Source organism: Bradyrhizobium sp. HKCCYLS3077, assembly GCF_051167555.1.
In the GTDB taxonomy this organism is placed as follows: domain Bacteria; phylum Pseudomonadota; class Alphaproteobacteria; order Rhizobiales; family Xanthobacteraceae; genus Bradyrhizobium.
The window spans coordinates 1038010-1057486 of record NZ_JBNPTH010000002.1; the positions used below are offsets into that span (position 1 = coordinate 1038010).

The following is a 19477-nucleotide window of genomic DNA, read 5'->3' on the forward strand; positions in this document are numbered from 1 at the left end:
AGGTGAGGGGCGCATCGCCGGCGCTTCCGCGAATCGATTCGCGGAGCGTTCGCGCGGTGGACGTCGGAGCTAGCGGTTCTTGTTCACCGGCTTGCGCTTCTCGATGAACGCGGCCATGCCCTCGGCGCGGTCCTCCAGCGCGAAGGTGGCGTGGAAGAGGTTGCGCTCGACGTTCATGCCTTCGGAGAGCGGGGTCTCGAAGGCGCGGTTGACGGCCTCCTTGGCCATGGCGGCTGCTGGGCGCGACATCGACGCGATCTTCTCGGCCGCGGCCATGACTTCCTCCAGCAGCTTGTCCGCCGGCACGACGCGGCTGACGAGGCCGGAGCGCTCGGCCTCGGCGGCATCCATCATGCGGCCGGTGAGGCAGAGGTCCATCGCCTTGGCCTTGCCGATCGCGCGCGTCAGGCGCTGCGTGCCGCCGATGCCGGGGATGGTGCCGAGCGTGATTTCCGGCTGGCCGAATTTGGCGGTGTCGGAGCAGATGATGAAGTCGCACATCATCGCGAGCTCGCAGCCGCCGCCGAGCGCGTAGCCGGAGACCGCCGCGATGGTCGGCTTGCGGCAGCGCGCGACGCGGTCGCCGCCGATCGCGGTGAAGTCGCTCGAGAACATGTCGATGAAGCTCTTCGGCTGCATCTCCTTGATGTCGGCGCCGGCCGCGAAGGCCTTCTCGCTGCCGGTGATCACGATGCAGCCGATGGCGTCGTCGGATTCGAGGTCGTCGACCGCCGCGGCGATCTCGCGGAAGACGCCGAACGACAGTGCGTTGAGCATCTTCGGCCGGTTCAAGGTGATGACGCCGACGGCGCCTTTGCCCTCGACGATGATGTGCTCGAAAACGCTCATGGCCCAACCCCCGCAAATCAAAACAGCGGGCAATGTGCCCGCTGGATCGATGCGCTTCAAGCCCGGGTGTGGCGAGGCGCAGGCCTCAGATCATGCCCTCAGACCATGAACATCCGCGCCGCCGAGCCCAGAGTGAGCAGGGTGCCGCAGGCGATGAAGATCTTGCCGATGATCGAGGCCTTGTCCCAGCCCGAGCTGTCGTCATTGCTGACGGTGACGAGGTTCACGGTGGCGCTTTCCGTGCCCGCGGCAGGCTCGCTCGGCGCGGCATCGGCCGATTGCGCGGGCGGCGCGGCTTGCGCCTCGGCCGGCATCGGCGCCGGAAACCCGTCCTGCTTCAACCCGTCCTGCTTCGCAGCCGGCGCACTGTCGGAGCCCACCGGCAGGAACGGGCTGTAACCCTGTTGCTCGGCCGCAGGCGCCAATCCAGTGCCAACAAGGCCCAGAACGAACGCGGCGGCAATGATCAATGCTGAACGTCCACTGGCTTGGATCGTCATCGTCGGCCTTCTCCCCATCCCGCCAGCCCAAGTGGGAGTGAGACCCCGACAGATGTCGAGAACGGGGCAGAAAATGGGTATCTTCCTGCCGGTGACGGCAAAAGATGGGCGACGCCCGGCTGAGACATCAGCCATGGCGCGCAGCCAACAAACCTCGCCCCGCACCGAACGATTCGATGCTATGGAGCGGTCCCAGGGAACAGTTCAAGACTTGCCCGCTGGCGTGCTCTCGATGTGGCGTAACTCGGATGCTTCCGAGGCCAAGGCCGAAATCACGAATTCGTGATCAGTTGGCGTGCGCGTAACAACGGGGCCGTAGCGGCGAACTTCTGGGGGTGGGAGCCTAGGTGCGCGAGCGTGACGACGAGTGGACGGCCTGGATGCGCCAAGCCGTCGCCGGTGACGACCAAGCCTATCATCGTCTGCTGAAGGCGATCACGCCGGTGCTGCGCGCAGCATCGCGGCGCGGGCTTGCGCGCGCCGGTCAACCGCCAGACCAAGCCGAGGACATTGTGCAGGAAATTCTGTTGGCGGTGCATCTCAAGCGGCATACCTGGGACGTCAACGCGCCGTTCGCGCCCTGGCTGTTCGCGATCGCGCGCAACAAGCTGATCGACACGCTGCGCCGGCGCGGCCGCCGCGTGTTCGTCGACATCGACGATTTTTCGGAGACGCTGGCGGACGAACCGCCGGCGCCGACGGTCTCGGCCACCGAGGTCGACGCCCAGTTGAAGACGCTGCCGCAGCGTCAGCGCGACGTGCTGCAGTCGATCGCGGTCGAGGCGGCCTCGATCAAGCAGACCGCCGCCAAATTCGCCATGAGCGAGGGGGCGGTGCGGGTGGCGCTGCACCGCGCGCTCTCCACTCTCACGGCCAAGCTACGGGATACATGATCATGGACACCGATCAGCTCATCCGCACCCTTGCCGCCGACAATGCGCAGCGTGCGCAGCCGGTCGGCATCATCATGGCGCTGGCCCTGATGGCGGCGACGCCGGTCTCGACCGCGATGCTGCTGATCGGCCTCGGCGTCCGTCCGGACATCTGGCTTGCGGTGCGCAATCCGTTCTTCGACCTGAAATTCGTGGTGACCTCGGCGCTGGCGATCCCGGCGCTGATCATCAGCCTGCATCTGTCCCGCCCCGAGGCGTCGCTGCAGGGCTGGAGCTGGCTCCTGATCGCACCGGTCGTCATCCTGGTCGGCGGGATCGCCGCCGAGATGATGCTGCCGCAGCGGTCGCCGATGCTGACGCGGATGGTCGGCCACAATTCGATGCTGTGTGTCAGCGCCATCCCGGTGCTGTCACTGCCGCTGCTGACGGCGGCGTTGTTCGGGCTGCGCCATGGCGCGCCGTCGCGTCCGGCGGCGGCAGGCGCGATCGCCGGGCTGGTCTCCGCCGGCATCGCGGCCACGCTCTACGCCGCGCATTGCACCGATGATTCCCCGCTGTTCGTGGCGACCTGGTACACCCTGGCCGCGTCGATCGTAGCCGGGCTCGGCGCCCTGATCGGCCCGAAGGTGCTGCGTTATTAGTTGCGGCTAGGCCTGCACGGGCACCGCGCCATCCTGCACGCGGTGGAAGCGCAGCACCTGCTGCGCGGTGGCGCGACGGAGGCGCTGATAGGTGGCCTTGCACGCCTCGAGATCGGCGGGCGGGGCGCTTGTCGGCTCATCGCGCATCAGCTCGTGGCGCATCAGGATGATCGACTTGACCGTCGGCCAAGCGAGGCCCGCGACCTTGGCGAGGATCATCACGCCTTCGGCGCGGCTCTCGATCATGATGCTCTCGGCGACCGCGATCGGAACGTTGGCCATCGCCGCCACCGCGGCATTGGCCTCGTCGAATTTGCCCTGCCTGGTGAACTCGAGGACGAGCCCGTCGTCGAGACGGCCGTCGGCGTGCAGCGAGCGCACCAGCGCATGGGCGATCTCGGTCTGGCTGGTCAGCGCCACCGCGCTCGACCGCGCGCGCCGGCCAGCGGTGCGGACCGCCGATGAGACCTCCTGCGCGAGATTGGGGTTGGCGGCTTCGAGCCGCGCACGAACGGTGGCGGAGGCCTTCGCGACCAGCTTCAGATAGAGGTGCCGCGGCAGATTGGGGCGCATCGCCAGGCATGCCGCCAGGCCTTCGTCCAGGCTCGCGCGGTCGACGAGCGTGTCGAAGCTCGACTGCGACACGTCAGCGCCGGGATTGCTGACCGTGCTGTGAACGACCTCGTCGTTGCCGCGCCGGAGCAGGATGTCGGTCACGGCCCGGCTGATCACGCGACGGAGCGAAATGGCCAACAGATGCGCCTGGCTCTTGGTTTCGGCGGTGCGGATCAGCGCGGCCTCGTCGAGCCGCTCGGACTTCGACAGCACCGGCCCCGCGACCTCGATCGCGTCATCGTCGGCGAGCCGGTGCAGCGTCCGCGGTGGCGCGGAGTCGAGCGGCGCCAGCCGCTGGGCGAGCAGGGCGCGCGCCGAGACCTCGATATGGTCGATCAGGCACTCGAAGACGTCGTCGAACAGCGCGACCTGGACGTCGGCGAAATCAGCGGCGCCGCTGACGAACAGGTCGGTGACCTTGCGCAGCGTCTCGACCCGCCGCACCACGGTGCCGTGGGCGAGCGTGTCCTCGAGCTCGTCCAGCAGACTATCACTCGGGTTCGATTTCGAACTCATCGCGGCACGATCATGCTTTCAAGGTCACGCACTGGTCACGCGGTTGCGTCCGTCTGCCTTCGATTGGTAGAGCGCGCGGTCGGCTCGGGCGAGCAGCGAGTCCGCGGTCTCGTCGCCGCGCAGCGAGGCAACGCCGGCCGAGAAGGTGACCTGCACATCGGTCGAGAATGCGCTCCAATCCTGGTCGGCAATGATCCGGCGCAGACGTTCGGCCAGGCGCCCCGCCGCGTCCGCCGGAGCGCCGGGCAGCAGCAGAAGGAATTCCTCGCCGCCATAGCGGCCGAAGCGGTCGCCGCCGCGAATATTGGCGAACATCGTGATGGCAAAGGTGCGCAGCACCTCATCGCCGGTCGGATGGCCGCGCGTATCGTTGATGCGCTTGAACCAGTCGAGATCGATCAGCACGACCGAGCACGGCCTGCCGATCTGCCGCGCCCGCGACATCTCGTCCTCGAGCGCAAGCATGATCGCGCGCCGGTTCAGCGTGCCGGTGAGCTCGTCGAGCTCGGCGAGCTCCTCGATGCGGCGATTGGCTTCCTTGAGCGATTGTCCCCGCTGATACAGCGTCTGGCGCAATGTGCTGGAAATGAGGCCGAGGATCATGCAGCCGGCGATCGTGAGCAGGAACACCAGGAGAGTCGCGAGCCGTTCGAGACCGTTGCCGTGCGGCATGCCGAGCGGCTTGTCGGTGAGCAGGAACAGACCGGCCAGCCCGACCGCGAGAAAGGTCCAGCAGATCGCGCTCTGGCGCGGCGTCGACCGCAGGGACGCAAAGCTGACGACGATGTAGAGCGTGCAGAGGAACAGGATGCTGACATCAGGCGCGATGTAGCAGAACGCAACCGTGATCATCATGCTGACGAGCGATTGCGGCACGACGAGATAGTGATCGCGGAAGCGATCGTTGAAGCCGCTTTCCGACAACGCGGTCCACAGTGCGACGGTGAGCAGCCCGATCGCCGCATAGGCCGGAGCAATGGCGACCGGCACGGTGCCGGCTTGCGCGTAGATCAGCAGGATGACGGCGTCGATCACGTAGCATCCGGCGATCAACGCCAGCATCTGCCGCCGCCGCGCGGCACGACGCGCACGCAGATCGCCGGCCAGGGGCGAGGGGACGCTCCCGGTCTCGGCCACGTTGGGCCTGGGAAAAGGCGGTGCCGTCGTGCCCATCTGCTCGCAATTCTTCGCCGTCGCAAAAAATCTACGTGGGAAGCATTTAACTTTGGTATCTATGGAACTGGGGTGGAGATCACGTCGCGCGCAGGCCGCGACAGGGAATCTACGGGCATTGGGCGCAGTTGGTGGACGGGACGTGAGATGACAGGTGGGAACCCGGTGGTCGCGATCGGCCCGGGCGCTGCAGCACAATTTTTTGATCTGTGCGCGGGCTCACAGTTGGGGACGTATCTTTCCGGTATTTTCAAGAATTTTGCGGTTGTATTCGAACCGCACCCACCTTCCTCCAGACCAATCTTGCGAGACGGCCATTGAGCGTGACAGCAGCGGCGTCAGACGAAACCCTGATTGCCCGGATCGCTCAAGGCGACCGGCTCGCCATGCAGGTGCTGTACGGACGGCACCATGTCAGGGTGTACCGTTTCGGGCTCCGGCTCGTGCGGGACGAACAGGTCGCGGAAGACCTCATCAGCGAGGTTTTTCTCGATGTATGGCGTCAGGCCGGCAAGTTCGAAGGCCGCTCTGCCGTCTCCACCTGGTTGCTGGCGATCACCCGGTTCAAGGCCCTGTCGGCACTACGGCGCCGCAAGGACGTTGAGTTGGAGGACGAAGCCGCCAACGCGATCGAGGATACGTCCGACGATCCGGAAGTGGCGGTACAGAAGAAGGATACCGGGGAAGCCCTGCGGAAGTGCCTGACGGCGCTCTCGCCCGACCACCGGGAGATCGTCGATCTCGTCTACTACCACGAGAAATCCGTGGAGGAGGTGGCCGAGATCGTCGGAATTCCCGAGAACACCGTGAAGACGCGCCTGTTCTATGCGCGTAAGAAATTGGCCGAACTCCTGAAGGCGGCCGGCATTGAGAGAGGCTGGCCATGATGGCTTTGAGCAAGAAGATGCTGGAGCAAGAGCCCGGTGACGTCGAACTGCTGCTGCCGTGGTACGCCGCCGGCACGCTGAGCGCGCGCGACATGCGCCGGGTCGAGGAGGCGCTGGCCGAGGACGCTGATCTCGCCAGGCAATATGCCGAAATCCAGAAGGAATATGCCGAGACCATCGCGCTGAACGAGAGCCTCGGCGCGCCGTCGATGCGCGCCATGCAGAAGCTGTTCGCGGCGATCGATGCGGATCCGGTGCAGAAGCCCGCGGTGCCGCGCGGCTTCGGCGCGCGGCTGATGGGATTCTTCGACAGCCTCTCGCCGAAGACGCTGGCTTGGACCGTCAGCCTCGGTGCGCTGCTGGTGCTGGCGCAGGCCGGCGTGATCGGCGCCGTACTCATGCGCTCTCAGACCACCTATCAGACCGCTTCGGTCGCTCAGGACAATGTCGCCGCCGAGCCGCCTGCAAAGGCGAAGGTCGCGCCGCCGCCGCCCAGTGCTCCGGCGATGGCTCCGGCATCTGAGCCGGCCCGCGACAGCATGGCGCGGTCGCAGGTGGCGGAAGCTCCGGCTCCGGCGGCGCCGCTCATCCGCGGCCTCGGGCCGCAGGTCGCCGGATCGGCTGCGCCGGCCTACGCGCTGGTGCGGTTCGCGCCGGATGCGCGCATCGCCGACATCACGGCGCTGCTCGACAGCTATCAGGCTTCGATCGTCGAGGGCGCCAAGGGCGGCCTGTTCAAGCTGCAGCTCGGCGGCCGACCGCTGTCAAAGGCCGAAGCCGACGCCCTGATCGCGCGTCTCGCGCAGGAGAAGATCGTCGGTCTCGCGGTCGCCGCGCAATAATCTCTCTCACCGACGTGGGAGATCGACCGATGTCCTGCCAAGGCTTGTATCAAGGCTCGCATCAAGGCTTGTATCAAGGCCTTCCCCGAGGCGCTCGGCCGCGTGCCGGGATGGCCGCATGCGTGGTCGCGGTCGCGATGCTGATCGTTGGGGGAACGCTGTCCGCGCAGGCCCAGGCGATGATGCGGTCGCCCGCCATCAACATTCCGAGCCGTGTGCCGAGTATCAATCCCAGCGCGGCGCTGCGGACGCCGCCGCCCAGTATTGCGCTCCGTCCGGCTCTGCCCAACGCGCGCTACGCGCCGAATCTGCAGGTCCGCTGCAGCCCGGTCGACCGCAGCGTCGCGGGCGAATGTCTGGACCGTCCGCCGGCCGAGGCCGGACAGGGCGAATCGGCCAAGACGGCGGCGAACAAGCGCGGCTCGAACAGCGGCAGGTCGGACAAGGGGAGTTCAGCCAAGTCAGCCCAGCGGCGCGCGCCGAGCGCAGTCGAAGCTGCTGATGAGCAGATCATCGCCAACGAGCTGGTCGCCGAGATCGACGGCAGCCTCTCGGCCGAGCAGGCCGACGCGCTGGCGCGGCGCCATCGCCTGCAGCGCGTCAGCTCGCAGGCCTTTCCGCTGATCAATGCGACCATCGGCCTGTTTCGCATCACCGATCGCCGCTCGGTCGAAACGGTGCGCCGCGCGCTCTTAGCCGACACCAGCGTGCGCTCGGTGCAGCCGAACTACCGCTATCAGCTGCAGCAGCAGGCGCCTCCGGCCGAGGGCGATCCGGCCCAATACGCGCTGGCGAAGCTGCGGCTGCCCGAAGCCCACCAACTGGCGCAGGGGGCGAACGTCACGATCGCCGTGATCGATTCCGGCGTCGATCTCAAGCACCCCGAATTCGTCGACGCCGCGTTCGATGCCTTCGACGCGCTCGGCGGCGACGCGGAGCCGCATGTGCACGGCACCGGCATCGCCGGCGTGATCGTCTCGCACAAGCGTTTGATGGGCAGCGCGCCCTATGCACGCATCATCGCCATCCGGGCCTTCGGCGTGACCAAGAAAGGCGGCGGCCCGGAGAGCAGCTCCTACGTCATCCTGAAGGCATTGGACTACGCCGCCTTGCACGGCGCCCAGATCATCAACATGAGCTTTGCCGGACCTAAGGACGCGGTGATCGAGCGGGCGATCGCGGCGGTTGCTGCGAAGGATCTCGTCATGGTCGCGGCGGCCGGCAATGCCGGCGCTAAATCGCCGCCGCTCTATCCGGCCGCCAATCCGAACGTCATCGCCGTGAGCGCGACCGACACGAGGGATCAGCTGCTGGCGGCGTCCAATCGCGGCAACTACGTCGCACTCGCGGCGCCCGGGGCCGACATCTTCCTCCCGGCTCCGGACGGCAAGTATCAGGTCATTTCGGGCACCTCGTTCTCGGCGGCCTATGTCAGCGGTCTCGCGGCCCTGGTGCTGGAGCGCAATCCGGCGCTGAAGCCGGAAACGGTGCGCACCGTGCTGACCAAGACCGCGCGCGATCTCGGCTCGCCAGGTCAAGACGATTTGTTCGGGGCAGGGCAGGCCGACGCGCTGGCGGCGGTTCAGGCGGTGCTGTCACCCGGGGATGCGCCGGCGATGTCCGCGGCCCCGGCCGCCAAGCCGCGCGACATCGGACAGGACGCAGCCCCTGCGCGCGAGCTCCGTCCAGCCTCTGCCGCGACCATGGCGACCGGAGAGGCTCCGACGGCCGGAGCCCTGCGGCCTGCGCAACAATAGTGTCAACATTTTCGTGATCCAAAATTCCGGGCGTCGCTTTGAACGGAGGCCCGGGCGGTCACGACAGAAGGTATGTGGGAGCGGTGATCCTCTCCCCAAGCTATATCAGGCGCGAGCGCCCATCCACCCCAAGCGCCCATATGGCTCTGAGCCGTCCGGTTGTCCCCCCGGACGGCTCTTTCATTTTCGGGGGGGCGACAAGGGCCCGGCGCCGGGTCCGGATCATCGGCAATTGCCGGCCGCGCGACATCTCTGCGGCTGAGGGTCTGAAGTTGTGACCGGACCGCTGATCCCGCGGGCGTTGCCGAGCGGCGGAAAAGCCCGAAAACTTGCGGTCAAAATTTCCGCGCAACTACGGTTTGGCCGCCAAAGAAGATGGCGATAGCTAGACTTTGTTAACCTTTTCCACAAAATATTCACGTCACGTTGCGTTGATTCGTGCCGAGTGCGTCCGTCCCCTTATTTCACGGGCTCCCCTATGACACATCGACCGGACGTGGCTTGCAGCCGCGAACTGGCTGCACGCTGGTGCGCGCTCGCCGAACGGCGCCTCGACCATCTGAGCGAGCTGTTTCAGAGCGGCCGCTGGCGGCGCTATTACACCGAGCAGTCTCTCATCGAGGACATCCGCCATGCCAAGGCGGCCGTCGCCACCTGGAAGTCGCTGTCCGCGGAGCCCCAGCCGGTGATGCCCGAACGGGCGATGCCCAATCTGGCGAGACCCAATCCGGTGAGGCCGGAGGTGGTGAGCATCGTGCCGAGCCCGGCACCCTCCATGATCATGGCCGCGGCACCCGTGGTGGCACGGCACGTGGAGCCTGAGCCGGCGCTGCAACGTCCGATCGAGCTGCCGCGCACGCTCGAAGCCATTCTTTCGGAATCCGAGATCATCGTCGACAGCGAGATCGAGGTGGTCGGATTCGACCTGGCCGAGGACCTGCCCGAAGATGGCTTGGATGGTGGCCCGGAGGGTTACTTCGAGGATCGCCTGGAGGATGACCTGGAGCCGGATTACCCGACCGACGAAGAGGTCGAGCCGGAGCTGACGGTCGCGCCTGCCCGCATTGACATGGCCGCGCTCGAACAGGCTCTGAGCATCGGGATGGACTCCGGCGCCGATGATGAGGATCCGGTGGTCGATCTCGACGCCATCGAACGCCGCTATCCGGCCCTGGCTGTCGCCTATTGATCCGTCATCGCGTGACGGCGTTGCCGGTCACGGTGAGCTGCGCATAGCGTTGCGCGGTGTCTTGCGTCAGGTCGGGCGTGACCGGCTTGATGTGATCGAGCCCGATCACCGCGCCGCGCGGCGCGCCCGAGATGATGTTGTTGGTGACGAGCGCCGTTCCTGCTCCCGGAAAGACGGACAGGCCGACGCCCGCCAGCGCTTTGCGGATGACGTTGCCGGAAATGACGACGTCGCGGAGATAGCGGCCCCAGCCGGCGACGATGCCGTAGGACGGGGCATTCTCCACGACATTGCCGGTCACCGACGAATCCGCCTCGACATAGATCCCGATGCCGGCATCGTCGTCGGGCGCGGTGCCGATCGGGCGCTTCGGAATCAGGTTGCGGATGATGTTGCCCTGGACGACGGCGATGCGGCCGCCCTCGTTGAAGTTGCAGACGGAGACCCCGAAGGCGGCGCCGTCGACCGTATTGCCTGATATGACGGCGCCTTCGAACGAGAACTCCGAATACAGCGCGACCTCGCGGACATCGGTCACGCTGTTGCCGACGATCTGGATGGCGGAGGCCGAATTGCCGCGCACCGCGGAGTAGTCGCAATTCCTGATGCGGTTGCCTCTGATGATGACGTTGCCGGCGCGGAAGGCATTGATGGCGTTGCCGTACTGGCCGGAACCGCCGGGCCCGGCCTTGATGTCCTCGATGCGGTTGTCGAGCACCATCGTGCCGTCGTCGCCGATCGCCGTGCGCAGGATCTCGATGCCGTTGTCGCGGGTGCCCTTGATGGTGTTGCGCGAGACGATCAGCCCGAGCGCATCGAAGGAGACGATGGCAGTGACCGCAATATCGGTGAGGACGTTGCCGCTGACGTCGCCGGAGACCTGCTCGAGCCAGATGCCGCTGCCGCCGGAGCGGATGATCTCGCAGTCGACGATCCTGACATCGCGGCCCGCCGCAACGTGAAGCAGGCCGCGGCGCTGGGGCAAAGCGATGCCGCTGCCGTCGAGCGAGATGCCGCTGATGCCGAGACCGTCGGCACTTTCGGCCGCGAGCAGCGAGGGGCCGCCGCCGGTGAACACAAGCTTCGTCGCACCGCGGACGCCGATGAGCTGGCTGCCTCTGCCGAGGCGCAGCATCGAGCTGCGGTAGATGCCGGGCGGCAGCGCCAGCGGCGCCTGCGCGCGCGCGGCTTCGTCGATCGCGCGCTGCAAGGCGCGGGTCTGGTCGTCGGGACTGTTGGGCTTGACGCCGTACTGGGTGGCGTCGCGGCCGAGCGCGGCGATCAGCGGGGTGGCCTGCGCCGGCTCGCTCGGCAGCGCCAGTGCGCCGGCGGCACCGGCCACCGTGGCGCCGATCAGGTTGCGGCGTTTGACGTCCATGAGGTCAGGCTCGCGTGGGTCAGCTCTGGTTTGCTTGAGATAACGCGAAAGCGCTGACAGCCGGCTTTTGAGCAGCGTCGCAGGCCCTGTTTGTTGCGGGTAGGGTTAAATCTTTACCCGCGGGGACGGCTGTCTGAGGCACCAAGGCGGATCGTTTCTTGAGCTGATATTCGGCGGCTTGTGCGCACCTCTCCCCCCGCGTGCGGGGAGAGGTCGGATTGCATCGAAGATGCAATCCGGGTGAGGGGGGCTTTCCGCGGGGCCCTTGCGTGGCTGCCCCTCACCCCAACCCTCTCCCCGTGAAGGACGGGGAGAGGGGGCGCACCGGCGGTGATGCGCCGGCCTGGGCTCCAACTCACAAGTCCGATTGCTTCAACAGAATTGAAGCGATGGGCGTAGTCGAGCTCGACTAAGCCTTCATCCGCGCGAGCTTCACAAGCTCCATCAGCATCGCCTCGCCGGCATCGACCAGCGCTTCCAGGGTGATGCGTGGGCTGCCGTGTGGCAGCACCGTTCCGGTGCGGGGCAGCGGGGGGATATGGATGAAAGCGGCGAGATGCGGACCGCCTTCGATCTGCGTCGCCTCGATCGCGCGCCAGCTCAAATAGTTGCAGAGATAGCTGCCGGCATCGCGCGACGGCCTTGCGTCGATGCCGGTGGCCCGCGCCGCGCGCAGCAGCCGCGCCATGTGCGGACCGAACGGCATCGGATGCGCACCGGGCACGATGACGCCCTTGCGCGCGACAGCGCGGTCGGCATCGGGGAAGGTCGTCGTCACAGCGTTGCGGGCGCGGGTCTCGATGCGGAGATAGGAGGTTCGCCCGGCAAGCCCGAACATCAGCAGCCCGTGCGGCCGCCGCTCGGCGATCAGCTGTGGCAGCTCACGATCGACCGTGCTGTAGGTGACGTGAAAGATGTGGCTGCTGATCTCGACGTGATCGAGCGCGGGCCGGCGCAGTGCCGCGAGACGCTTGACCAGCGGCATGGTCGGGTTGAACGGCGCGCCGGGGAACGGGCCGAAGCCGGTGATGAGAATGCGGACCCGACCGCTCACTTCAGCAACTCCGCGAGCTGTTCCGCGGCCAGCGCGGGCGCGACGCGGCCTTCGGCGACCTCCGCCTCGAGCTTCTTCACCTTGGCACGGATCGACGTATCGGTGCGCAGCCGCGCCATCAGCCGCTGCTCCAGCATGGTCCACATCCATTTCACCTGCTGGTCGCGGCGGCGCGCGGCGAACTCGCTGGAGGCAACCATCGCCCTGCGATGATCGACGACCTTCTGCCACAGCTCGGCGATGCCCGAGCCGGCCATCGCCGAATAGGTCACGACCGGCGGATGCCAGTGCTCGGAGCGGGGCGCGAGCAGATGCAGCGCGCCGCGATAGTCGGCGGCGGTGATGTTGGCGCGCTTGATGTTGTCGCCATCGGCCTTGTTGATCGCGATCATGTCGGCGAGCTCGACCAGGCCCTTCTTGATGCCCTGCAGCTCGTCGCCGCCGCCGGGCAGCATCAAGGCGAGGAAGAAGTCGGTCATGTCGCAGACCGCGGTCTCCGATTGGCCGATGCCGACCGTCTCCACCAGGATCACGTCGAAGCCCGCGGCCTCACACAGCAGCATCGCCTCGCGCGTCTTGGCGGCGACGCCGCCGAGCGTGCCGGAGGACGGCGAAGGGCGGATGAAGGCGTGGGTGTCGTGCGACAGCCGCGCCATGCGCGTCTTGTCGCCGAGGATGGAACCGCCGGTGCGCGCCGAGGAGGGGTCGACCGCGAGCACCGCGACCTTGTGGCCTTGCGCGATCAGATACATCCCGAGCGCGTCGATCGTGGTGGACTTGCCGACCCCCGGCGAGCCGGTGATGCCGACCCGGAACGCGTTCCCCGTCTGCGGCAGCAGCGCCTGCACCAGCTCGCGCGCGGATGCCTGATGATCGGCCCGGCGGCTCTCGATGAGGGTGATCGCGCGCGCCAGCGCCGCGCGGCTGCCGGAGCGGATATCGTCGGCCAAAACCGTGATGTCAGGCGAAGACGGGGAGCGAGGGGACATGCGCCCGTTATACCGGATGCGCGGCGCGCGGCCAGCTAGTTGTCGTCCGCATCCTTCTTCGGCCTGGCGCCGGCGAAGATCGCCTGGCCCTCGGGCGAGAGATACGGTTTCAGGGTCTCCCACGGCACGAAGGCGACGTACTGGCCTTCGGCATAGGGGCCGACGGCGTAAGGGGGATAGTGGAAGGTCAGGCCGGAGCTCTTGCCGGCCTCGGTGGAGGGCGCGAGCGTCACGGCGCCGATCTTCAGGAGCTTCGGCTCCAGACCTTTGAACCATTCGGCGGTCGCGGTCTCCGTCGCATCGCGCTTCTTCTTCTCGGCCTTGAGCGAGGTGATAACGCCCGCGAGCATCGCCTTCATCGCGGGACCATTGTCGGCGGTCTCGGTGAAGAAGGGGCGGATGCTGATCGGCTTGGCGACGGTCTTGTCCCATAGGATGGTGTTGACATCGCTGTTCGGATGCGCGCCGCCGGTGTCCATGTAGTCGTCCCTGAGCACGCTGACGTAGCGGCCGGCGACGACCGAGCGGAGCGAATATTTGCGCTCATACGACCATTTGCGGTCACGGAACGCTTGCGGGTCCTCCTTGCGCTCCTTGGCGGCGTCGGCGGCGTTCCGGTCGATCCACTTCCTGCCATCGGCAAGACAATAGGCGGCGAGCGGCCCGTCGGCCTTGATCTGCGCATCGAGCGTGACGTTGGCCTCGACCGCCTTGGTGTTGATGGTGGCGTCCGGCTTGGGTTCGGCGGCGAAAACGGGAGACGCGGCAAGGAGGCCGAGGAGGGCGGCAATGCAGAGCGAGGAACGGGTCATGGCAATTCAAATCCGGTGGATCAAGATGCGTATCGCTGGGGATCGCGGAGGTTCATGGCCGCATATGCAACGGCGCGCGATCGCATGACCGCGCGCCGGCAGATGATGCAGCAAACTCTAAAAGACTACTCCGCCGCCTCGCTGTGGCCGAGCCGCGCGTTGAGCTTGTGAATCAGCTCCTCGGCGGCGTCAGCGATGACCGTGCCCGGCGGGAAGATCGCCTCGGCGCCGGACTTGTACAGCGCATCGTAATCCTGCGGCGGCACCACGCCGCCGACGATGATCATGATGTCCTCGCGGCCCTGCTTCTTCAACGCGGCCTTGAGCTCCGGCACGGCGGTGAGATGGGCTGCGGCGAGCGAGGAGACGCCGAGAATGTGGACGTCGTTCTCCACCGCCTGGCGGGCCGCCTCGTCGGCGGTGGCGAACAGCGGCCCGATGTCGACGTCGAAGCCGATGTCGGCGAAGGCGGATGCGATCACCTTCTGGCCACGGTCGTGGCCGTCCTGGCCGATCTTGGCGACGAGGATGCGCGGACGGCGGCCCTCCGCCTCCTCGAACGCCTCGATCAGGGTCTGCAGCTTCTCGGCCTTGCCGGACATGGCGGCGATCTCCCGCTTGTAGACGCCGGTGATGGACTTGATCTCGGCGCGATGGCGGCCGAACACCTTCTCCAGCGCATCCGAGATCTCGCCCACGGTGGCCTTGGCGCGCGCGGCCTCGATCGCCAGCGCCAGCAGGTTGCCGTTGCCGTCGCCGGCGGAGCGCGTCAGCGCGGCGAGCGCCGCATCGACCTCGGCCTGCTTGCGTTCCGACTTCAGCCGCGACAGCTTGTCGATCTGCAGCCGGCGCACGGTGGAATTGTCGACCTTGAGCACGTCGAGCGGCGGCTCGTCGGTCGGTCTGTATTTGTTGACGCCGATCACCGACTGGCGGCCGGTGTCGATGCGCGCCTGGGTCTTCGCCGAGGCCTCCTCGATCCGCAGCTTCGGCACGCCGGCCTCGATCGCCTTGGCCATGCCGCCGAGCTCCTCGATCTCCTGGATGTGGCCCCAGGCTTTTGCAGCGAGATCGCGGGTGAGGCGCTCGACGTAATACGAGCCGCCCCAAGGATCGATGATCCGGGTGGTGCCGCTCTCCTGCTGCAGGAACAACTGCGTATTGCGGGCAATGCGGGCGGAGAAGTCGGTCGGCAGCGCGAGCGCCTCGTCGAGCGCGTTGGTGTGCAGCGACTGCGTATGCCCCTGCGTCGCTGCCATCGCCTCCACGGCCGTACGAACGACGTTGTTGTAGACGTCCTGCGCGGTCAGCGACCAACCCGAGGTCTGGCTGTGCGTGCGCAAGGACAGCGAGCGCGGGTCCTTCGGATTGAATGGCTTCAGCAGCTTCGCCCACAACAGCCGCGCGGCGCGGAGCTTCGCGACCTCCATGAAGAAGTTCATGCCGATCGCCCAGAAGAACGACAGCCGCGGCGCGAAGCGGTCGACGTCGAGGCCGGCGGCAATGCCGGCGCGCAGATACTCCACGCCGTCGGCGAGCGTGTAGGCGAGCTCGAGGTCCTGCGTCGCGCCGGCCTCCTGCATGTGATAGCCGGAGATCGAGATCGAATTGAACTTCGGCATCCGCTGCGAGGTGAAGGCGAAGATGTCGGAGATGATCCGCATCGAGGGCGACGGCGGATAGATGTAGGTGTTGCGCACCATGAACTCTTTCAGAATGTCGTTCTGAATGGTGCCCGACAGTTTTTCAGGCGGCACGCCTTGCTCTTCCGCCGCGACGACGAACAGCGCCAGGATCGGCAGCACCGCGCCGTTCATGGTCATCGACACGCTCATCTGGTCGAGCGGGATGCCGGCGAACAAGGTGCGCATGTCGTAGATCGAATCGATCGCCACGCCCGCCATGCCGACATCGCCGCCGACCCGCGGATGATCGGAATCATAGCCGCGATGGGTGGCGAGATCGAACGCGACCGACAGGCCCTTCTGCCCCGCGGCGAGGTTGCGGCGATAAAACGCGTTGGAATCCTCGGCCGTGGAGAAGCCGGCATATTGCCGGACGGTCCAGGGCTGGTTGACATACATGGTCGGGTAGGGGCCGCGCAGATAGGGCGCGGTGCCCGGCCATGTCTCGAGGAAGTCTATGCCGGCGAGATCGGCCTCGCCATAGGCCGGCTTCACCGGAATGCCCTCTGGTGTCAGCCATGGCTCGGCGGCGCCCGTAGGCGCGGGGGCAGCGGTCGGTTCAAAGGCGATGTCGGCGAAATTCGGAATGCGGGTCATTCCCGGGCGTCCTCAAACCTGCGGTTTCTCTCGATGAGCTCTTTCAGCTTCGTCTTGTAGACCGGATCATTGCGTGGATCCGCCGTCACGCTGCGGGTCCAGACCGTGTGGATCGCGGTTTCGATGAGTGCGGCCAGCCAGCTGAACATGGTCGATCCTGATGCATCGGTCAGCGCTCAGTCATGATCCGGATGCTGATGGCTGACGATGCGGGCCATCTTCTCCGGTCCGTAGTTCTGCTGCGTGGTCTGGCTCGGCAGATTGGCGATCGCGACGACCCAGCCGAGCCGGGATTCCGAGCCGAACTGCCGCGTCGGAACCACGCGGTCGGGCCGGTCGAAGCTGCCGGTCATGATCTCGATCCGCGGCCCGTCGATGGCGCCGAAGCCGAGCGGCGTGCCGCAGGCGGCGCAGAAATAGCGGTTCGCGATCGACGAGGAGCGGAATGTTCCCGGCGTGCCGCGCGTCCAGGCAAAGCTTTCGTGGTTGATGTCGGCGAGCGACGCGAACGGCGAGCCCGTCGCCTTCTGGCACATCCGGCAATGGCAGATGCTGACGCGCGTCGGCGCCGCCATCAGCGCGTAGCGGATGGCGCCGCATTGGCAGCCGCCGGTGAGGACGGGTTTGCTGGCCTCGGTCATGCTCACTCCAGATGAGTATAGGCGTCTTCGAGCGTCTTCAGCGCATCGCCGCCGGCGAACACGAAGCTGCCGATGCCGGCCTCGCGAAGAGGAGCCTCCTGCTCGCCGCCGCGGCCTGCGAGATAGATATGTCGCGCGCCGGCCGCTTGCAGGGCCTTGGCCGCGGGAACTGCGGTATCGCCATAAACCTTGTCTGACGAGCAGAGACACACGACCGTTGCGCCGGAGGCGCGATAGGCCTCCGCGAGCGCGGCCGGATCGGAGCCGCCCGGGCCGTCGATGGCGGCAATGCCGCCGGCTTCGAAGAAGCTGCGGGCGAATGTCGCGCGTGCCGTGAAGTCGGCGGCGGTGCCGAGATTGGCGAGGAACACGGAAGGACGCTGGCCCTTGCTCTTGAGCAGGCTGTCGGAGCGATCGCGCAGCCGCTCGAAGGCGTCGGCAAGACGGATCGGCGTCAGCGGCGCGAAGCTGAGCGCGGCCTTGGCAGGCGAGGGCGAAGCCAGCGGCGCGACCGGTTCGACCGCGACCTCGGCCTCGTTGAGGTTCGGAAACTCGCTGGCCCCGGTCAGCACGTCGCGGCGCTTGGCGATGTTGGCATCGCGCGCCTGCTTCACCGCGGCGACCTTGGACTGGATCAGCCCAGCCTGCAGCGCGGCCACGACTCCGCCGGCCTTCTCGATCTCCTGGAACAGCGCCCAGGCGGTGGTGCAAAGCTCGGCCGTCAGCGCCTCGATGCCGCCGGCACCGGCGGCGGGATCGGCGACGCGGGCGAGATTGCTCTCCTCCAGCAGCACCAGTTGCGTGTTGCGCGCGACGCGGCGTGCGAACGCATCGGGCAGGCCGAGTGCTGCAGTGTGCGGAAGGACGGTCAGGGCGTTGGCGCCGCCGAGGCCGGCCGCGAAGGTGGCGATCGTGGCGCGCAGCATGTTCACATAGGGATCGCGCCGGGTGAGCATGCGCCACGCCGTCTCGCCGGAGATGAACAGCGGCTTCGGCTGCAGGCCACAGGCCTGCTCGATGCGCGCCCACAGCCGGCGCAGGCTGCGGAATTTCGCCAGCGAGAGGAACTGATCAGTGTCGGCCGCGAGCCGTGCGTAGATCATGTTGCGCGCGGTCTCGAGCGCGATGCCGCCGGCTTCCAGCGCGCGCAGATAGGCGACGCCGGAGGCGAGCACGAAGGCCAGCTCCTGCGCTTCCGATCCGCCGGCATCGTGCACGACGCGGCCATCGGCCGCGAGGAAGGGCCCGTTGAATCCGGCACCGTGCAGTTGCTTGACGACGTCGACGGCGCTGGATGCGAGGTGAGCCGCGTCATGGGCGCTCGCGCCGCGGCTCGCTGCATCGCCGATCGGGTCGAGGCCGAAGCGGATATCACAGGCCTCGGGCTTGAAGCCGCGCTGCTTGACGTAGCCGGCGAGAACCGAGGCAGGCGCGGACGATTCACCAAGCTGCAATTCGATGGCAATCGCAGCGTCGAGATGTACGCCGTCGAGCGCGCGGGCGAGCGCGTCGGCGGTCGCGGCGAGGCCGTAGCCATGCGCCGCATTCGATCCCGCTAACACCAGCGTCAGCCCGGTGGCGCCGTTTTCGAGGTCGACCAGCGCCTGCGCATTGGCCTTCGCGGCGTCCGGATGATCGACGCGCTGCATGATCTGCCAGGGCGCGGCCGGCGCCCGGCCGGCCACGGCGGCAGCATCCTTGGCACGCGGATAGATCGGCTGGATCTTGAGCCCGTCATAGGTCTTGCCGACCAGCTTCTCGAAGGCGGCGCCCTTCAGCACGCCATCGACCAGCTTGCGCCAGTCCGCTTCGCTGGCCGGCGCGAAGTCGGCGGCCAGGCGCAGATTGTCGGTGTCGGTCGTCATGCGGCTCGCATCTCCCGGGCGTCTGTTATGGCGATTATTGTGGCGCAAAATGCCACGTCGGGAACGCGAAGCCAAACGGTTGTTTGGCCGGGAATGTCAGCTATTCGGCTGAGGGCAGCGGCCGGATTCCGTCGCGCGAAACCGCCCGCAGCGCCTCGTCGACCCGGCGGCCGGAGATCCGGCGATCCCCGGCGATCTCCGCCAGCGGCACCAGCACGAAGCCGCGTTCGAACAGCCGCGGATGCGGCAGCGTGAGATCGGGCGTATCGAGGCTCACATCGTCATAGGCGATCAGGTCGAGATCGAGCGTGCGCGGCCCCCATCGTGTCTCCTGTGCGCGATTGCGGCCGAACATCCGCTCGACCTCGTGCAGGACGGAGAGAAGCGCGCGAGGCGCGATGGCGGTCTCGATCGCGACGCAGGCATTGATGAAGGGCGGCTGCTGCTCCTCGCCCCAGGGCGGTGTGATGTAGTCGGCCGAACGCGAGGCGAGCGTGGCCTGGGCGCGCGTGATGATCTCGGGAATGGCGTGCCGGAAGGTCGACCTGACATCGCCGACATTGCCGCCGAGAGCGATCAGCGCGCTGGCCATGG

At 67.1% G+C, this 19477-nt stretch carries 20 protein-coding genes; 7 read left to right on the forward strand and 13 right to left on the reverse strand.

Annotated elements, in window-relative coordinates:
* Positions 1–69 precede the first annotated feature (69 nt).
* The gene (locus ACQR0Z_RS10925) at positions 70–849 is read right to left on the reverse strand and encodes an enoyl-CoA hydratase (protein ID WP_434860994.1); all 780 of its coding nucleotides are present in this window, start codon (positions 847–849) and stop codon (positions 70–72) included.
* Positions 850–947: 98 nt separating this feature from the next.
* A complete protein-coding gene (locus ACQR0Z_RS10930; RefSeq protein WP_434860995.1) occupies positions 948–1349 on the reverse strand; it encodes a hypothetical protein in 402 nt (133 codons plus the stop codon).
* A 73-nt stretch (positions 1350–1422) separates the two neighbouring features.
* Here ACQR0Z_RS10930 and ACQR0Z_RS10935 point away from each other — a divergent pair, with 73 nt between their 5' ends.
* The 3 genes from ACQR0Z_RS10935 (at position 1423) to ACQR0Z_RS10945 (ending at position 2883) form a co-directional block, all read left to right on the forward strand.
* Positions 1423–1635 (forward strand): hypothetical protein, encoded by a 213-nt coding sequence (locus ACQR0Z_RS10935; protein ID WP_434918579.1) that lies wholly within the window; start codon positions 1423–1425, stop codon positions 1633–1635.
* A gap of 61 nt (positions 1636–1696) precedes the next feature.
* The gene (locus ACQR0Z_RS10940; protein ID WP_434860996.1) at positions 1697–2242 is read left to right on the forward strand and encodes a sigma-70 family RNA polymerase sigma factor; all 546 of its coding nucleotides are present in this window, start codon (positions 1697–1699) and stop codon (positions 2240–2242) included.
* A gap of 2 nt (positions 2243–2244) precedes the next feature.
* Positions 2245–2883: an NrsF family protein gene (locus tag ACQR0Z_RS10945; RefSeq protein WP_434878382.1), complete on the forward strand. Its 639-nt coding sequence runs from the start codon at positions 2245–2247 to the stop codon at positions 2881–2883.
* A 6-nt stretch (positions 2884–2889) separates the two neighbouring features.
* Here ACQR0Z_RS10945 and ACQR0Z_RS10950 read toward each other — a convergent pair whose 3' ends face one another.
* Both ACQR0Z_RS10950 and ACQR0Z_RS10955 read right to left on the reverse strand, forming a co-directional pair.
* Entirely contained in the window at positions 2890–4014 is a 1125-nt protein-coding gene (locus tag ACQR0Z_RS10950; protein WP_434878381.1) for a DUF2336 domain-containing protein, read from the reverse strand.
* 24 nt (positions 4015–4038) lie between these two features.
* Positions 4039–5187 carry a GGDEF domain-containing protein gene (locus ACQR0Z_RS10955; protein ID WP_434860999.1) on the reverse strand — a complete coding sequence of 383 codons (1149 nt, stop codon included), beginning with the start codon at positions 5185–5187 and terminating at the stop codon, positions 4039–4041.
* 317 nt (positions 5188–5504) lie between these two features.
* Between ACQR0Z_RS10955 and ACQR0Z_RS10960 the strand changes: the two genes are divergently transcribed.
* From ACQR0Z_RS10960 to ACQR0Z_RS10975, 4 genes are all read left to right on the forward strand, one after another.
* Positions 5505–6074, forward strand: a complete 570-nt coding sequence (locus tag ACQR0Z_RS10960; protein WP_434861000.1) for a sigma-70 family RNA polymerase sigma factor — start codon at positions 5505–5507, stop codon at positions 6072–6074.
* Positions 6071–6916 carry a hypothetical protein gene (locus tag ACQR0Z_RS10965; RefSeq protein WP_434918580.1) on the forward strand — a complete coding sequence of 282 codons (846 nt, stop codon included), beginning with the start codon at positions 6071–6073 and terminating at the stop codon, positions 6914–6916. Before ACQR0Z_RS10960 ends, ACQR0Z_RS10965 begins: the two co-directional genes overlap by 4 nt.
* Positions 6917–7026: 110 nt before the next feature.
* Positions 7027–8673, forward strand: a complete 1647-nt coding sequence (locus ACQR0Z_RS10970; protein ID WP_434918581.1) for a S8 family serine peptidase — start codon at positions 7027–7029, stop codon at positions 8671–8673.
* Between the two features lie 478 nt (positions 8674–9151).
* Entirely contained in the window at positions 9152–9862 is a 711-nt protein-coding gene (locus ACQR0Z_RS10975; protein WP_434878378.1) for a TIGR03809 family protein, read from the forward strand.
* Positions 9863–9866: 4 nt separating this feature from the next.
* Here the strand turns inward: ACQR0Z_RS10975 and ACQR0Z_RS10980 are convergent, their stop codons facing one another.
* The 9 genes from ACQR0Z_RS10980 to folK form a co-directional block, all read right to left on the reverse strand.
* Positions 9867–11240, reverse strand: coding sequence for a TIGR03808 family TAT-translocated repetitive protein (locus ACQR0Z_RS10980; RefSeq protein ID WP_434918582.1), 1374 nt, complete (start codon positions 11238–11240; stop codon positions 9867–9869).
* A gap of 409 nt (positions 11241–11649) precedes the next feature.
* A complete protein-coding gene (locus tag ACQR0Z_RS10985) occupies positions 11650–12294 on the reverse strand; it encodes a pyroglutamyl-peptidase I (RefSeq protein ID WP_434918583.1) in 645 nt (214 codons plus the stop codon).
* Positions 12291–13283, reverse strand: coding sequence for a methylmalonyl Co-A mutase-associated GTPase MeaB (gene meaB / locus ACQR0Z_RS10990; protein ID WP_434918584.1), 993 nt, complete (start codon positions 13281–13283; stop codon positions 12291–12293). The genes ACQR0Z_RS10985 and meaB overlap by 4 nt, the downstream gene beginning before the upstream one ends.
* 35 nt (positions 13284–13318) lie before the next feature.
* Complete coding sequence (locus tag ACQR0Z_RS10995) at positions 13319–14095, reverse strand: DUF3298 domain-containing protein (RefSeq protein ID WP_434861007.1); 777 nt, start codon at positions 14093–14095, stop codon at positions 13319–13321.
* Between the two features lie 125 nt (positions 14096–14220).
* Complete coding sequence (gene scpA, locus ACQR0Z_RS11000) at positions 14221–16377, reverse strand: methylmalonyl-CoA mutase (protein ID WP_434918585.1); 2157 nt, start codon at positions 16375–16377, stop codon at positions 14221–14223.
* Positions 16374–16526, reverse strand: a complete 153-nt coding sequence (locus ACQR0Z_RS11005; RefSeq protein ID WP_434861009.1) for a hypothetical protein — start codon at positions 16524–16526, stop codon at positions 16374–16376. Before ACQR0Z_RS11005 ends, scpA begins: the two co-directional genes overlap by 4 nt.
* Positions 16527–16553: 27 nt before the next feature.
* Positions 16554–17018, reverse strand: a complete 465-nt coding sequence (locus tag ACQR0Z_RS11010; RefSeq protein WP_434861010.1) for a GFA family protein — start codon at positions 17016–17018, stop codon at positions 16554–16556.
* A gap of 2 nt (positions 17019–17020) precedes the next feature.
* Positions 17021–18883, reverse strand: coding sequence for a methylmalonyl-CoA mutase family protein (locus ACQR0Z_RS11015; protein ID WP_434918586.1), 1863 nt, complete (start codon positions 18881–18883; stop codon positions 17021–17023).
* A gap of 100 nt (positions 18884–18983) precedes the next feature.
* A complete protein-coding gene (gene folK / locus ACQR0Z_RS11020) occupies positions 18984–19475 on the reverse strand; it encodes a 2-amino-4-hydroxy-6-hydroxymethyldihydropteridine diphosphokinase (protein ID WP_434918587.1) in 492 nt (163 codons plus the stop codon).
* Positions 19476–19477: the final 2 nt, after the last annotated feature.